The following is a 15277-nucleotide window of genomic DNA, read 5'->3' on the forward strand; positions in this document are numbered from 1 at the left end:
TTCCACTGCACGCAGACGCATCAATGATGGCGAAATCCCATCACGGCGGTTGGAGTGCCGGGCCGGCTAAGCTAGAGTTCCAGCATCTATCAGCCGGACGCTCCGTTGTTGAGCAGTCATCAGGGAAGAGACTATGCAAATTCAGCATCTGGAAATCGCGAACTTCCGCAAGCTCCTATCCGTACGAGTCGACCTCGCAGCCGAGACCACACTCCTCGTTGGAGCCAACAACAGTGGCAAATCATCTGCGATGCTGGCCTTGCGCAAGTTCCTACTTTCGAAAGCGTCGATTTTCAGATTGCAAGATCTTACTCTGAGCCATCTCGCCACAATCGATGCCATTGGTGAAGCTTGGGAGGCTGCAGATGATAGCTTCCCCATCCCAGTCGCAAATGAATGGGCTGACTGGTTGCCAACGCTAGATATTTGGCTTGAAGCAGCTCAGGGCGAGCTTCATCACATCCGAGATCTCATACCGAACTTCGCCTGGAAAGGCGGCCATGTCGGTATGCGGTTCCGGCTGGAGCCAGATGATATGCCAACGCTGTTTGTCGATTACTGCAAAGAGCGAGCACGAGTGAGGGAGCTTCAGCAGGAAATTCAAAAACAGGCAGCGCTAGGTACGCAGCCACCATCGCTTCCGCTCTGGCCGCAGAGCTTGCATGACTACCTGAATCGGCGAATCGGTAAAACCTTCAAGATCCGATGGTACCGACTTGATCCAGGCCAGCTAAAAGCTCCAGATCCTGCAACTCGTAAAGCTAACCAGCAACCGCTTGCGGCCACTGCAACGCCACTCGAGCGCAATCCCCTAACAGACCTGATTCGAGTCCACGAGATCAATGCTCAACGCGGCTTTGGTGACAGCGCTGACGAAGGCGTCCTAGAGGGAGGACATGGATCGGGCAGGAAGCTCTCGGAACAATTGCGAGCGTACTACAGCAGGCATCTCGATCCAGGCGATAGCCCAGATATTTCAGATTTGGAGGCACTCAGAGCAATTGAGGCAGCTCAAACCGCCTTTGACACTCGCTTGAGCACGAGCTTCGCGCCTGCGCTCAAGGAAGTCGCCGGCTTGGGCTATCCGAATAATTCCGACCCATCCATCCGAGTTTCCACCCGCCTCGCCCCTACGGACGGGATGAACCACGAAGCAGCTGTGCTGTTTGAATTGGATTCCGTTGGAGGAGCCCCTGGAGCACCGCCTCTTAGGCTTCCGGAGACGTCCAACGGGCTCGGCTACCAGAACCTCATCTCAATGATATTCCGATTGATGGCATTTCGAGATGAATGGCTGAAGAAGTACAGAAGCCCTGAAGAGCAAAGCGCTACTGGTGTTGAGCCTATACATTTGGTTCTAATCGAAGAACCGGAGGCCCACCTACACGTCCAGGTTCAGCAAGCATTCATAAAACACGCCTACCATGTGCTGTGCAGCGACCCATTGCTAGTGAAGTATCCGAACCTCAGGACACAGCTGATGGTGAGTTCCCATTCCAGCCACGTAGCTCATGAGATTGACTACGAAAACTTGAGATACTTCCGCAGACTTCCGTCCGGCATGGCCGGGATATCAATCCCAGTCTCTACCGTTTCGAACCTAAGTACAGTGTTCGGCGAGTCCAATCAAACGAAGGAATTCGTTACCCGTTACCTTCGGGCCCAACATGCCGACCTGTTCTTTGCGGATGCGGTGATCCTTGTTGAGGGGGCCGCTGAGCGCATGATGCTTCCACATTTTTTGAGGCAGCACTTTCGTTTCCTAGACCAGTGCTACATCACCATTTTGGATATTGGGGGAAGCCACGCGCATCGGCTCCGGCCCCTGATCGATGCGTTGGGTATTGTCACTCTGGTGATAACTGACTTGGACGCGGGTCTCCTACAGATCGGCAAACCTGTCGAGCGGAAGAAAGGCCAAACCACTAACAACCCAACCGTGCGCCATTGGATGCGAGCAGCAGGCCTTGGACATGATGTGGACTCATTACTGGATCTAACCTCCGACAGTAAAGCTCAGCAAATTGACGAGCTGTTTTCGATCAGGATCGCTTATCAGACGCCCATTACTGTCCGCTTACCCAAAACTGGGCTAGAGGTCGAAGCATTACCAAATACCTTTGAAGACAGCCTTGTCTTGAGCAACACAGAGCATTTTGCTAACAAAGCGGGACGCGGGCTGATGCGATCTTTCGCCAAGGCGCTACGTGAAGCAGAAACATCCTTAGAGCTTGGCACAGAGCTGTTCACCAAGCTCAAGGATGGTGATAAGGCTGAGTTCGCACTACACGTTCTCGGCGATTCTGATTTCGCCAAGTTGACGGTGCCTACTTACATCCATGAAGGCTTGGCGTGGTTGCAGTCCAAGCTCGAAAGAAAAAGCAAAGAGCTACTGGTCATCCCTTCAGCGATTGTCGAGGTGACATCATGAGCCGGCAGCCGGAAGCTGCTATGGATGATGTTCCAGATGCCGATCAGATCATTCAGGACTGTCTGAATCTCGACCATCCGAAGAGTTTTTTCCTATACGCCGGCGCTGGTTCTGGAAAAACCCATTCGTTAGTCGAAGCCGTGAAAATTCTAAAGAATAGGGAACGGCAACGACTGACTTTTGAAGGACGCCAAATCGCGATCATCACCTATACCAAAGCGGCGTCCGAGGAAATTACCCGCCGTCTTGAACACGACCCACTGGTGGTTGTGTCAACCATTCACGCCTTCTCTTGGCGGATGATTCAGGGCTTCAATGATGACATTCGTGAGTGGCTTCGGGTCAAGCTCACCCAAGACATTGGTGAGCTCAATGAGAAGCTTGGAAAGGCTCGAGGGCAAAACAAGACATTTCTAGCAAATCAAGCTTCAAGGGATAGCAAAGCTCGTCGCCTCGATTCCCTGGATGAGATATCAACATTCATTTACAGCCCTACCGGCGACAATCGCGGTAGGCAAGCCCTAAACCATAGTGAAGTCATTCAAATGGCAGCTGCTTTTATCCAGTTGCCTCCATTGCTGAATATTATGGCGGATTTGCACCCTGTACTCTTGATCGATGAGAGCCAGGATACCTATGGGCCTCTCATGGATGCTTTTCTGCGAGCACAATCCCTCATCCCTGACCGTTTCTGTCTCGGGCTTCTCGGCGATACCATGCAACGCATCTACAACGATGGGAAGGTGCGCTTGGAGGAAGCGATCCCTCCAGATTGGGCGGTGCCCGAAAAACGTATGAACCGTCGCTGCCCAACAAGGGTTGTTGATCTTATCAATGTAATCCGTGCGAGCGCAGACAATCATCAGCAGAAGCCAAAGCCGGACGCCATAGAAGGCACGGTTCGAATGTTTTGCACCCAACAGACACCAGGTCAAAGCTTCGGGTTGGAGGAAGACATAGCACAGCGCATGGCAGCCATCACCGGCGATGCTCAGTGGGCAGCTGGTAAGGATGGAAGAAAGACCCTCATCCTTGAACACAAGATGGCCGGACGTCGAATGGGGTTCGAGGGTGTGTTCACACCTTTGTATGGGGTTGAGCACCTGCGAACCGGGCTGCTGGACGGAACACTGCCAATCTTGAAACTGTTTTTCGAACGGGTGGCCCCTATTCTTCAAGCTGCCAAAACGAACGATTTCAGTCTCATGGAAGCTGTGCGGCTTCAGTCGCCGCTTCTCGACCCTAAATCCATGAAAGAGGTGCCTGACCAGTTAGCCTTGCTTGAGAAAGCAGGAGACGCTACTGAATCGCTGTGTGAACTATTCAATGACAACGACCCCCTGATAGGAGACGTCGCTCAAGTCCTACTCCAAACAGGCCTGCTGGATCTCCCAGACCGACTTGTAGCAGCTCTATCGCTGGGCGCTACGACTGATGCCCCTCCAGACACATCGGATCGTGATGCATTAGAAACCCATGCATACCAGACTCTACTAGGGCGTCCCTTCTCGGAAATGGCTGCGTTCGCTGGTTATACCGATGGGCTTTCCCCCTTCGACACGCACCAGGGTGTAAAGGGGCTGGAGTTCCCCAGAGTCATGGTCATCCTCAATGACGAAGAGGCAGGTGGTTTCCTTTTCAGTTACGACAAGCTCTTGGGTGTCAAACCAGCTTCTGACAGCGACGTAAAAAATCAACACGAGGGCAAAGATGATTCCTTGGCTCGCACTCGTCGCCTGCTGTATGTCACGTGCAGCCGGGCCGAAGAAAGTCTCGCGATTGTGGTTTACACCGCTCAGCCTGGGATAGCTAAGCAGCGAGTAATCGAGGCAGGATGGCTCAAGCCCGACGAGGTCGATCTTCTGTGAAACTCACTACCAACGACATGAATTGTTTGACGGATGTACTGAAGAGACAAGTGGCACAGGGCCTGGCTTCAGCTAGGTGATTAGGCGACGCAAACCTGCTTTCGGAAAGCAAGGTGCAGTCGAAGGATTCCAATGGATGTTTGACGTAGGGTGATCCAAAATCTGACGGCCTTCACAGCGTAATACGCTTACTACTTTTCAGGATTGAGACAGCGTTGATGCGATTTTTTTTGGATACAAACATCTGGAGTTACATCGCAAATGAAGATGCTGGCGGCGAACTTGCCATGCGCGCCAGGGCAGTAGGTGTTGAAATTGTTGTATCTCCTGCGGTGGTGGATGAAGTTCAGCAGCTGCCAGTGCCGGAAGCCCGCCGTAAGGTAATCCAGCTACTGACAGAAAAGGACTGGAAGCGCCTGATGCCTGAGGTGTTCAGCGAATGCGCTGAGGTCAAAGGAGAGATAATCAGGCTGCGGCCGGAATGGGTCATAGCCAAGCCGAACATGAAGGAGTTCAATCGGGTCAGATATGACTGGGTAAGGCGTACCGGTGGCTTCTGGGATCGTGCACGCCGGGAGATTGATTCCCCTCCAACGAATGAAAGCGTTCGACGGAAGCAAGAAGAGAGCCTGGCTGTCGAGCAGTCATTCGGCATCAGAGAACGGCTGAAGAAAATCAAGCCTGGCAGTGAGACACATCTACAGCATGTCGGACACATCCCAGAAACCGGCACGCCAGGCTGGACGGGAAAGCCTGTGCACTACTGGCGCGTGCCCAGCCTGCATATGTTCAAGTCCGAACTGCAGATTTACGAGAGTGCGATCAGAGAGTCGCTCGACAGCGAGATCGACGTGCCCGCCATGCTTTCATCAACCGAGTCGATGAATCGGCTATGGCTGCATGAACTCGATCCCGCAGCGGTTCCGCGGCAATGGCTACGCGGGTCGTTCGAGTTTCTTCAAGCATGGCACAAGGTCACCACCGGCACGCCGGGCGACTCTCGCCTGGCGACGCACTTGGTTGACGCGGAAGTCATCATATCGGCGGATAAGAATTTCGTTCGGTTTGCAGAACGCTGTAGAGAGGAAGCGCCATTTAAGATTGGCAAGACCCTGCTTGCGAAGGCTAATCGCGCAGGTGTCGACGAGGTACTGCAATGGATTTCCAACGCAAACACTCTATGATGTCCTGTCCCGAGCGTCTGGTGTGGATTTCTAGCTCTGCTGCGGGGCTTCAGGCCCCGCCATCTTTCTAGTCTGCTGTAATGAGCTAACCATTGTGACTGCCCCCCATGAACTGTCTGGCGATGAATATCAGCTTGAGGACTTTCTGCGAAGACAGCGTGCGGACTTCGACGAGCGCAGCTATTGGCTTCAACATTCGCTGGGCGCAGAAAGTCATTGGCTTTTCATCCAAGCGTATGACGCGCTGAAGCATGAGCTCTACCTGCCAGCTTGCACTGGATTTCTCACCGGAATCGAGGGCTCGCTTCGCAATACGATGGCTCAAGTGAAGATCCCTGCACGAATCGACAACGTTGACGATATCTCGCTGCTCAGTAACTCACTGCTGCGTCAAGCTAGGGCCAATGGCATGTCAATCGATGCCTTAGCATTTCCAGGTGAGCAAGATTTCGAAGCCAATCTGCCTACCCGCCAGAACGTTGAACTCGTCAGGGTTCGGCACACCCTGTGCCACGGCAACATTCTTGAGTATGTCCGTGCCCAAGATGATTTGCCGCCATTCTTCACACCAGAGTGCTGCCGTGACCTTGCCAATAAGCTTCACATGATCTCGCGTAATTGGGTGGCGAACCTTGGCGCGTTCAGAAAGCAGACTATGGGCCTGCAATGATCGATCTTCCAGGCCCGGCCTCTTTTGGCCCGAAGGAGCGACCTCTTCATTGACGCCACTCCACACCGCAACTTAGCGTTGGCAAGCAATGACTCAAGCGCAGAATGATTTGAACACAACCTCCCATCTCACGGCCCGCGAGATCTACCAAAGTGCTGAAGGACGTCGCGCTCGACACGCGCGTCATGACCAGAGCCAGCAGCGAGCCCTGGAGCGAAAGCTACAGCAACTACATATCTGTCGAGATCGATGGCTGGCATCTGGCGATTCTCAATGATTGCGACAGCCTGGACTACTGCGAGTATGTTTCCTGACGGTCGTGTCGGCGCTCTTGAAACCTGGCAGCGCTATGGCACTGAGTGGGTGGGAGCGGATTGTCGCTCGAGGCGTTATTTATCGACTAGAAAAGATCTGCATCTTTGAAAACAATTGAAAGATCTAAGTCAGTTTGCTTAATTCCTTCTACCAATCGCCTCACAAACTCTTCAGTTTCCTTTGTTTCAGGGTTAGGCGGTACGGAGGCGTGCTGTGTCTCAGTTATTTTCAAGACGATCATTCGAAAGATAAGACCCATTGACCGCTGGAAAACTATTCGCGGCGCGGAATTCTTTGCACCTATGCCATAATAATTCAACTCCATGCATCGCGACTTAATGCTATGAGTCTCAAAGCTCTTGAGGTCGGTGCTATGAGCAAATTCATTTCTGATTTTTCGGAGAAGATGAAGGTCTTTCCTTAACGCTTCAGGCAGCAAACCCTGCAAGAATGCGTGATCAATCCTTGCTGAAAATGACCCAAAAGCTCCCGCCGTAGAAAATGCAACTTGTATAAGCTTCTTATCAGATACCAATTTAGACTTAATCAAACTACCCAATGCATCGCTAAGTACTTCTGCTGCGACTAGCGCAGCCCCTCTGTCACTTTCCTCATTGAGGGTCATGATGAACTGCCGCAGCAGCTTAAAGCTTGCTGCTGTTTCCTTTGATAGATAGCTATAAACTACCTCTTCGAGCTCTTCAAGAAATTTCTGCTCATCAGTTTTGTCAGTTTCCATTTCGATCTCGACATGGCTTTCTACTGAAAATCAGCTTAGATCACTTGATCACGTCGAACAATCGTGCTCGGCATTTCGCTTCTGCATATCAGCTCAATAGTTATGTAGGCACCTACATATTAGCCAGCAATCGCACCTTAGGTTTAGGTACGGGCCAATAGAGCTGAAAACGCGATCAGACCTCAGATCGGAAACGGCAGGAAAAACGGATATTCCATGCTTACACCACTAAACGTCCAATCAACGCCAAAGGGTAAAGCGCGCTGCGGGAGGCTGGTTACCGATTATCGCCATCTCGAAAGGCCAATAACTCAACACTCTATTTATGCGGCCAAATAAACAAATACCTATACGTAGCTACTCTGGACTCCATGCCCCATCCCGCCTTTTGTCACAGCTGTAGATCATAAACACGCCTGCAAACGTTGCGCTTGATCAACCTATCGCCATCCGCCCTGGAGTCATGATGCTCACACCTTACCGCCCCATCCGTTTCAGCCTTCTGGTAATTTCAACCTTGCTGGCGTCCTGTGCGACCCCTACTCCCCCCTCTGTCGCCCGATTGGGGGACGAGGTCTTCGTCGTGACCATACCGCTTGGCTATCAACTGATGAACACGAACTACAAAATCAGGGTGCCCCGGGGGTTCATCACCGACCTCGCTAGCATTCCTCGGACACTCTGGTGGTGGGAAGCACCAATCGATCGCTCTATGGCACCCGCGATAATCCATGATTTTTTGTATTGGGATCAGGGGTGCACAAAGGACGAGGCCGACGCAGTTCTCTCTATGGGTATGTTTGAGAGTGGCGTAACCCCAGTTACCAGAAATCTAGTCTACGCGGGTGTAAGGACGCCACTCGGAGACAAGGCCTTCAAGGACAATGCTGCGGCAAAAGCTCGGGGGGAGAGCCACTATCTTACCTCGAGGTATACCGGCGTTTTGCTTGACCGCCCAGCAGTGCCGGATGACGATCTGAAATCGATTCTTACCCGAGCAAAATTGGAGCGTGGTGTGTCCCCATCAGGGACGAGCTACAAGTCCCAGACAAAACAAATATGCAAAGCTGCCCTGGCACTTCTTCGAAACGACTCTTGATGACTAGTCAACGTAGGCCGACCATTGCGGACTGTGAATTGCCTCCCTAGGTTCGATGCATCGTGTGACTGAAAACCGATAACTGGGTGCTCTGAGTAAAAGCCTCGATTAGAAAGCCTTCAGTCGGCCTAGGCCCCTTGGAGTGACTGCCAACTCCGGGCAGCAGCTATCTACGTGCCATGATTCATGCAGAGACTACTTTGAACACAACCTCTCCTCTCTCCACCCGCAAGGTCTGCCAGGTGCTGATGGACGTCGCGCTTGGCAAACGCATCATGATGCGAAGCTCCATCCAGTCATGGAATGAGATCTATCACGGCCTTATGCCTGTGGAGATTGATGGCTTGCGACTCACCCTCTTCAATGACTGTGACACCCTAGACTACTGCGTGTACTGCAGGTCGCCTGATGGCTGAGTCGGGACACTTGGGTTCTGCCAGAGTGACGGAGCCGATCCTGTCGACCTATTGAGTGCCTCGAAGCGTGAACAGCTCGAACGTTTGCTCGCTGCCCTATAAGCCTGGACGCAAAAGCACGCTACCATTGCCAGCTCAAAGCAATGGAGTCCACACGTGAGAAAGCCACCTATGAAAATAATGATCGAAGAATGGGATGGTGACGGTGCAATTCGGATTCCGGACGAAGCGCTGCAGGAACTCGAGCTGGATGTCGGCGACGCTGTGTACCTGATAGAAGAATTTGTCGGCAACACGCGCTGCCTTGTCCTATCAAAAACACCTCAAATCGCGGATCGAATAGACGAGCTCACTGAAGCCTGGGATAGCGGACAGCTTGGCAACGCCGAGGTGAAATAAGGCAGGCGTAATGCGCTTCCTTGAAGTGTAGTGCCGGATCTTTCTTGGCTTCCCGCATACCCATTCACTCTATCCATGTCGCCACAGAACGCCGTTTTGTTTATGCAGGAGGCAATCGCTGTCGTAGTTCTGATCGATCTGGACGTGGCAAAAAAACTGTTCCAAGAGGAGGCAATTCACTGCACTTGGCTCATGGATGGCACTCACTCGATGCAAATCTGCCTAGATCCCGACGATCTCATGAAGGGCGCATACAGAATCAGCGAGTGCCTGTTCCAGCGCATCTCGACCGAGTTTTTATCGCTTTCGTGGTTCGTGCAGGAAAGGTCTCGGATCTTTGATCTTGATCGAAGGCCAGCCATTGAGCTCGCCAACCTCGCACCCGAAGAAATCATCACCTCTCCGCCAACGGGTTGGACAAGTGCCCGCGACTGTTACGACTAGCGAGCGGCTATCGTTGAGCGTCGCCCCCCAGCACTCGGGTGGGCGACGCTCAAGACCTCCGGCTATCACCAGACTGATGCTCCAGAACTTCAAGCAATTTCCCTCTCTCCTGGAGGATGCCGGCAAGTGTCCAGAGTGATTCCACCGCTTTGTTTCAAGACGCCGGAGCTCTGCTTCAGAATTCATGGCGGTCATTTTCTGTACGCATTGAAAGCGTTATTAGCACGCTCGCTGGACAACCATGGCCTTACAACGGTCATGATCCTGAGCTTTAGCTGCGTAGTGGCGCTATGATGTCAGATCGGCGATTTGCATGGACTACGCCCTCCCGTGACGTATGCCAAACCGCTAAAAATGTATAGCCATTATATTGAACACAGCATCGTGCTCTATGCCAGTTGAAATCCCTCCTCCTCCACCACCACCACCACCAGCCCCATTGCCTGATACACACAAAGGGCAGCAGGCATACCTTCCACCTGGAGCCACTGATTGGCTGCCTTTGACCGTCGAGGCATACGCGGCAATAAGAGGGGTTGAGCCGGAAGATGACTCTCTAATGCGTTCTAACCGCGCAGCCCTTACCGACATGTTCTCTTCCTCCCTGCAAGTTCCCAACCTCGGATTCTTCGCAGGAAGCGGCACCTCACTCGGCGATGCTGGTGGGCCGAGCATGTGGAAGCTGTGGCAAGATGCGATGAATACGGTTTGAACATTTGTTTGGCGACGCAACGACCACGGGATATCACCGAAGGCGTCCTCAGCCAGATGGGGACGCTGTTGGTTCACCGGTTAACCAATGATCGCGACCGTGAAGTCGTCGAACGAGCCTGTGGCGAGATAGATCGTTCGGCTGCAGCATTCCTGCCTAACCTCAAGCAAGGCGAGGTGGCAATGGTCGGTGTCGACTTTCCGACCCCTGTGACTATCCAGATTAGTCGGCCTTCACAGCCTCCAGTTTCGGACGGGCCGAGCTTTCAAAACCTCTGGTGAAGTGTCCCCGGCTTAAAAGAAATAGGATCGCTGAGTTTAACTACTTTGAATGCAAGGAAGCCCATCATGATTTTTTTTGACCCCGCCAATGCACAAAAGAACATCCGCGTCTCAAGATTGCGCGAGTGGCTCGACTGGGCTGCCGGCAATAGGCCTGATGAGTGGCAAGTCTCCCTACCGATGATTCAGCGCGGATTCGTTTGGAAGCCTTCGCAAATCATCCAACTCTGGGACACCCTCTTTCAGGGGTTGCCATTCGGCGCCCTGCTAATCAGCGAGCTCCCTGAAAACGCCAAGAGCATCGCCTTGGTTGGCAGCGCTCAGCCTGATGAAGATCAAGTTTACGGGCGCCTTGGTTTAGTCGATGGCCAGCAGCGTACGCTTGCCATGCTGGCCGGGTGGCCACTACCCAGCCAAACGCCGATCTCGCATCGCATTTGGGTCGACTTTGCAGACGCCCCACGCAAGGGTGAACTACTTACTCTTCGGATTACGACGCGCAATCAGCCATTTGGGTATTCCCGCGATAAGCCGAATGTAAAGCTACCTCTTTCCGACCGCAGAAAAGCCCTCTCCGCCTGGGAGAATCAGGTCAGAGGCACCAACCTTGAGAGCTCTTCGTACCCGGACTTCCTAAAAACACTCCCCTGGAGCAACAGAAAGTCCTTACCTTTAGATTTGCGTGAGCTTATCCAGTGGTGGCAGGCCTGTGACGGTCAATCTGCAGTTTGGCAGCAAAAGGTATTGTCTGTCTTGCAATCGCCTTCTCCGTCGCAGACGGCTGCTACACAGGCCACTTCTGCGTGGGAGGCTCTCGAATCAGAGCATCAACAGCTGGTTATCGAGCGTATCGGGATTCTGGCCACAGGCTTGGAGCGCATCGATGAAGCCCAGATCCCCTTGCTGCGCGTCGACGAGCGCCTTTTCGACACCAGTGCTTCCGACAGCACTGAGCCTCCACTGGCGCTACTGTTCAACCGCATAGGCTCTAACTCCACCAAGCTGTCAGATAACGACTACGTCTACGCCATTCTCAAGCATCTGCGTCCAGAGGTGCACCAGATGGTCACTGCGTTGCATGATCATGACTCCGGTGACGGCCATGGCAGTGTGGCCAGCTTAATGTCCCCTACCGACCTGGCCCTGACGGCTCTGCGATTGGCTTGCGCTACCGACCTTGAGATAAAAACGGATCCGGAAAACCCAGAAAAGGAAGAGTTTCACAAGCTGATCAAAACGGATGGGTTCCTTGATCGATCCTTTCTCCCAGTGCTCACTCGCGATGTCATGCACCAGTGCTTCGACCAGGTTCTTGGGTTCTTGGATTACCGTGGCGGGATTGATTCTGGCTTGCCAAGGCATGCCCTACCCCATCTTTCTAGGTCGCTAGTGCAAGTTTTACTGAGGCTCGCGCAAGTGGGCTACTTGGCGGGCCCAGACTCCGTGCAAAACGAATCCAGGCGTTGCGATGCGTTACGATTCGTCCTCCAATGGTGGCTGTGTATCAAAGACAACCGCAGGGCGAGCAAGAAGGCCTATCTGGTGGTGTCCCAATCCATCCGGGACGAGCACTTGGGCGATACTCTTGGATATCGCATGATGGACGCCATCCTAAGAGAAGGCCTGGCACTGGCCATGCCAAACCCTTCCCTGCTTGAGGCCCGACCAGGTCTGACGGACTCGCGAGTTAGCCACGCGAATGAAATCATCGGGGTGAACCGGTTTAATCCACTGCCAGAAGATGAGGCCGATAAGCAGCTCTGCGACTTCTGGCAGCACTGGTGCACTTCATCGAGCCACCGCTATCCCTTACTGTTATGGCTTCAACGCAGCTATGTGGCGGGTATGGATGGTGATCCAGTGGCCGGGCGTGACGAAGACACCCCTTACGACTACGACCATATCGTCCCTCATCTGCATTGGGGCGACTGGACGGGTTATGCCAAGGGCACACGGATTCTCGAGTTCATGAGAAAGCCTTACGTGATCGGCAACTGCATAGGGAATATTCGTGCCTGGGGTAGCAGCGACAACCGGAGTGACGGTGCATTGGCGCCGGCCAAGAAACTGCATTTGGTGCCAGAAATAGACTCTGAAGATCTGCTGACGAGGGAAGCACGGGAGCTCAGGTCGTTGAGGTTGTTGGAGTCCAGTGCTATAGAGCTTGACCAGGCCCAGTTAGGGATAAACTGCCTACCAGCAAAAGGGACTGGTGACCGCTGCTGGAGCTTCGAACGCACCAAGAGTTTTGAAATTGCCGTCGAGCAAAGAGCATTTTCACTATACACGCGCTTTTACCAGGAGCCTGATTTTCAGTCGTGGGCAGTAAAATCCGAGAGGTTTGATGTGTCTACGAAACTAGGGTCGATACAGGTGATAGCGATGTAGATTTTCGGCCCCATCGGGATCAAGGGCTGAATATGAATTACACCCATCAACTTGGAAGGCACCGTTACAACCATGACGCAATTGACCTGGACGTCTTTGTCGATTTCTGTGAACGACATTCAAAAGAGTTACCGCACCTGGGTGACTCGACGAGAGTCACCATTATATCGCGCACCCCACGTTCCCCCCTTTCTGCATAGGATATTGCATGGATCTCGTACTGCTCCCAAACAGCACTGGCCCCAACCTCAAAGACATCTATCACAGAGCACTGAGCGAGTCGGTTGAGCTCTATATTGTCAGTGCTTACCTAACCGATTGGGGCATAGAAGAGCCCCTCGGCCAGCAGTGCAGGTCGTTTCTTTTCATTGTCGGCAAGGACTTCGGAATCACGCGCAAAGCTGCCTGTGAAAAAGTCATCAAGTGGCTACCGAAGAACCGGAAAGCGCAGTTCTTGGCTGCCGAGTCCATCGACGGATTCCATCCTAAGGCGATGATATGGCGCGAGCTGGATGGTGCAGCATATGCCTTGGTTGGCTCTTCAAATTTGTCCAAGGCTGCGTTCTCGACAAACCATGAAGCCAACGGCTACTCGAAAATTTCACTGAGCTCTTTCGACGCCGCAAAAGCCTGGATCCAGAGTATGGAGGAAGGTTGCGTCACTCTTGACCATAGCTGGTTGGCTCTATATCGCGAAGCCATTCAACCTAAGAAGCCGACAAAACCGGGGGCGGCCAATGCGGATGACTCTGTGTTTGATCTCGGTCTCCCCCCAGCAAACAAGCTGAAAGGTTTGAACGACACGCTAACTGGTCGCAGACAGCAAATGCGCCACTTTCGGAAGGTTAAAGAAGCGCTAGAAAATCTCATCAGAAAAGCTTCTCGCGCCCGTCTTTGGAATGATGAGCGGAACATGGTTTTTTACCACGAGTTAAAAAGCCTCTGGTTTTTCGGTGATGAGGGAAGTCGTTTTCAGGGAGCTGGCTGGGAGCGACAGGGTAAGGGGAGCAACTTTAAGGAGCTTGCAACGAGCCTCACTCGCGTCCTTGATGCTGAAGAACCTGCCCGGGATGAAGTGGTAACAGGCGAGATCGATCGGCTCGCCGATGAAGGAGTGACCACGCGAGGAGCACTTTTCTCAGAGATGCTCTGCCAGTTTTTCCCCAAGCGCTATCACCTAAAAGACAAACCGGTCTCCGATTGGCTAAAAGCCACAGGAGCATCCAAGCCACGAGGTGCCAGCAAAGGAGTCAAGTACATCCACTCGGCACGACTGCTTCGGGCTGCACTAAAACGAGCAAAAGACTATCCAGCAAAAAACTTGGCGGAGCTAGACGCAATCATCTGGTTGGCGGTGAACCAGGATAGGTTTTGATCGTCACCTATCAGCAGCCAGTGCTCTGATGTATTCAATCTGCGAAATCAGATCATCGTATCGCTGGCGCATGCTTCCACGGCTTAGAAAGGAAATCTAATGGACTATCGTGCTGATTTTCACGTTCTCATTGATTTGCTCACCTTGCTGATCGAATCGAACAATGGTCGCCGAACCATTTCTGGCAGCGAGAGGTTAACGCGCGCTCAAACTCTTTCAATCAAGCTCTTCCGTCATCTTATTTCGATGTACACAGCGGCAGATGGATGCGTAATAGAAAAGGATGGCCGCTTGCTCGCGGGATACTACGATTTCAGTTCTGTGCAGGTGCTGGCCCGTGCCGCTATTGAGACACATCTGGTATGTCACTACCTATTCAGCCCCGATAGTGAATCTGTCAGCGAATATCGATTCAAGCTTTGGTGTCTAGCCGGCCTAAAAGATCGCATCAAACTGATAACGACTACTGAAGAAAGTCGAGAAAAACAGCTCTCCAGCCAGCAACAGGTCGATGCACTATGGAGTGAGTTGGAGCGGTCTGTTCATTTCCAAGCAGAGCCAAATTACCGCCAAAAAAAGCTGGAAAAAGGTGAGTGGCGAGGTGGTCTGCAATGGCATGACCTCGCCGAGTTAGCCGGGTTTCATTCTGCCTACTTCCGGAATGTGTATTCCTACGTATGCGGCCACGCCCATTCTAGCTTCATGAGCGTGATACAGATCACCGATGCACAAGAGCTAAGTGATCAGCAAATGCTCGCATCCTCGATCATCGGCGCCACAAACATGGTGTTGGCGCATCACATCCGTCTCTTTGTCAAAACCTTTCCCGAATCCATGCCAATCCTATTGGGACAGGCACAAGCCAATAGGGTGGTTGACTGGTGGTACATCAGATCTGAAGACCTAACTGAGGTATATGACCGTCCCTGACGCATGCTTTCAATAACGTGCGGGGG

General features: G+C 52.7%; 12 protein-coding genes. 11 read left to right on the forward strand and 1 reads right to left on the reverse strand.

The genetic code is table 11. From position 1 onward, the window contains the following. Positions 1-133 precede the first annotated feature (133 nt). The 5 genes from F8N21_RS09890 to F8N21_RS31285 all read left to right on the forward strand — a co-directional run bounded on the left by F8N21_RS09890 (position 134) and on the right by F8N21_RS31285 (position 6467). Entirely contained in the window at positions 134-2431 is a 2298-nt protein-coding gene (locus tag F8N21_RS09890; protein WP_150641950.1) for an AAA family ATPase, read from the forward strand. Beyond that, positions 2428-4299, forward strand: a complete 1872-nt coding sequence (locus F8N21_RS09895) for a UvrD-helicase domain-containing protein (protein WP_150641951.1) — start codon at positions 2428-2430, stop codon at positions 4297-4299. The genes F8N21_RS09890 and F8N21_RS09895 overlap by 4 nt, the downstream gene beginning before the upstream one ends. A 218-nt stretch (positions 4300-4517) precedes the next feature. Beyond that, positions 4518-5483: a type II toxin-antitoxin system VapC family toxin gene (locus tag F8N21_RS09900; RefSeq protein WP_150641952.1), complete on the forward strand. Its 966-nt coding sequence runs from the start codon at positions 4518-4520 to the stop codon at positions 5481-5483. Positions 5484-5577: 94 nt separating this feature from the next. Continuing rightward, positions 5578-6153 carry a hypothetical protein gene (locus tag F8N21_RS09905; protein ID WP_150641953.1) on the forward strand — a complete coding sequence of 192 codons (576 nt, stop codon included), beginning with the start codon at positions 5578-5580 and terminating at the stop codon, positions 6151-6153. Between the two features lie 185 nt (positions 6154-6338). Next, positions 6339-6467: a hypothetical protein gene (locus F8N21_RS31285; protein ID WP_263597298.1), complete on the forward strand. Its 129-nt coding sequence runs from the start codon at positions 6339-6341 to the stop codon at positions 6465-6467. Between the two features lie 86 nt (positions 6468-6553). Here the strand turns inward: F8N21_RS31285 and F8N21_RS09915 are convergent, their stop codons facing one another. Then, a complete protein-coding gene (locus F8N21_RS09915) occupies positions 6554-7207 on the reverse strand; it encodes a hypothetical protein (RefSeq protein ID WP_150641954.1) in 654 nt (217 codons plus the stop codon). 466 nt (positions 7208-7673) lie between these two features. Here F8N21_RS09915 and F8N21_RS31450 point away from each other — a divergent pair, with 466 nt between their 5' ends. The 6 genes from F8N21_RS31450 (at position 7674) to F8N21_RS09955 (ending at position 15251) form a co-directional block, all read left to right on the forward strand. Next, on the forward strand, positions 7674-8306 hold the full coding sequence (locus F8N21_RS31450; RefSeq protein ID WP_191624271.1) for a DUF1353 domain-containing protein: 633 nt from the start codon (positions 7674-7676) through the stop codon (positions 8304-8306). A gap of 587 nt (positions 8307-8893) precedes the next feature. Next, on the forward strand, positions 8894-9121 hold the full coding sequence (locus tag F8N21_RS09930) for an AbrB/MazE/SpoVT family DNA-binding domain-containing protein (protein WP_224788195.1): 228 nt from the start codon (positions 8894-8896) through the stop codon (positions 9119-9121). Between the two features lie 75 nt (positions 9122-9196). Next, positions 9197-9565 carry a hypothetical protein gene (locus F8N21_RS09935; RefSeq protein ID WP_150641957.1) on the forward strand — a complete coding sequence of 123 codons (369 nt, stop codon included), beginning with the start codon at positions 9197-9199 and terminating at the stop codon, positions 9563-9565. A 1059-nt stretch (positions 9566-10624) separates the two neighbouring features. Next, entirely contained in the window at positions 10625-12946 is a 2322-nt protein-coding gene (locus F8N21_RS09945; protein WP_150641958.1) for a DUF262 domain-containing protein, read from the forward strand. 208 nt (positions 12947-13154) lie between these two features. Next, complete coding sequence (locus F8N21_RS09950) at positions 13155-14321, forward strand: hypothetical protein (RefSeq protein ID WP_150641959.1); 1167 nt, start codon at positions 13155-13157, stop codon at positions 14319-14321. Positions 14322-14420: 99 nt separating this feature from the next. Continuing rightward, positions 14421-15251, forward strand: a complete 831-nt coding sequence (locus tag F8N21_RS09955) for a DUF5677 domain-containing protein (protein ID WP_150641960.1) — start codon at positions 14421-14423, stop codon at positions 15249-15251. Positions 15252-15277: the final 26 nt, after the last annotated feature.

The sequence above is a fragment of the Pseudomonas fluorescens genome (genome assembly GCF_902497895.1).
In the GTDB taxonomy this organism is placed as follows: domain Bacteria; phylum Pseudomonadota; class Gammaproteobacteria; order Pseudomonadales; family Pseudomonadaceae; genus Aquipseudomonas; species Aquipseudomonas fluorescens_BP.

Coding starts and splice junctions, on each gene's coding strand:
- F8N21_RS09955 (WP_150641960.1), top strand. CDS start 14,421: ATGGACTATCGTGCTGATTTTCACGTTCTCATTGATTTGCTCACCTTG.
- F8N21_RS31285 (WP_263597298.1), top strand. CDS start 6,339: ATGACCAGAGCCAGCAGCGAGCCCTGGAGCGAAAGCTACAGCAACTAC.
- F8N21_RS09890 (WP_150641950.1), top strand. CDS start 134: ATGCAAATTCAGCATCTGGAAATCGCGAACTTCCGCAAGCTCCTATCC.
- F8N21_RS31450 (WP_191624271.1), top strand. CDS start 7,674: ATGCTCACACCTTACCGCCCCATCCGTTTCAGCCTTCTGGTAATTTCA.
- F8N21_RS09950 (WP_150641959.1), top strand. CDS start 13,155: ATGGATCTCGTACTGCTCCCAAACAGCACTGGCCCCAACCTCAAAGAC.
- F8N21_RS09935 (WP_150641957.1), top strand. CDS start 9,197: ATGTCGCCACAGAACGCCGTTTTGTTTATGCAGGAGGCAATCGCTGTC.
- F8N21_RS09915 (WP_150641954.1), bottom strand. CDS start 7,207: ATGGAAACTGACAAAACTGATGAGCAGAAATTTCTTGAAGAGCTCGAA.
- F8N21_RS09895 (WP_150641951.1), top strand. CDS start 2,428: ATGAGCCGGCAGCCGGAAGCTGCTATGGATGATGTTCCAGATGCCGAT.
- F8N21_RS09930 (WP_224788195.1), top strand. CDS start 8,894: ATGAAAATAATGATCGAAGAATGGGATGGTGACGGTGCAATTCGGATT.
- F8N21_RS09900 (WP_150641952.1), top strand. CDS start 4,518: ATGCGATTTTTTTTGGATACAAACATCTGGAGTTACATCGCAAATGAA.
- F8N21_RS09945 (WP_150641958.1), top strand. CDS start 10,625: ATGATTTTTTTTGACCCCGCCAATGCACAAAAGAACATCCGCGTCTCA.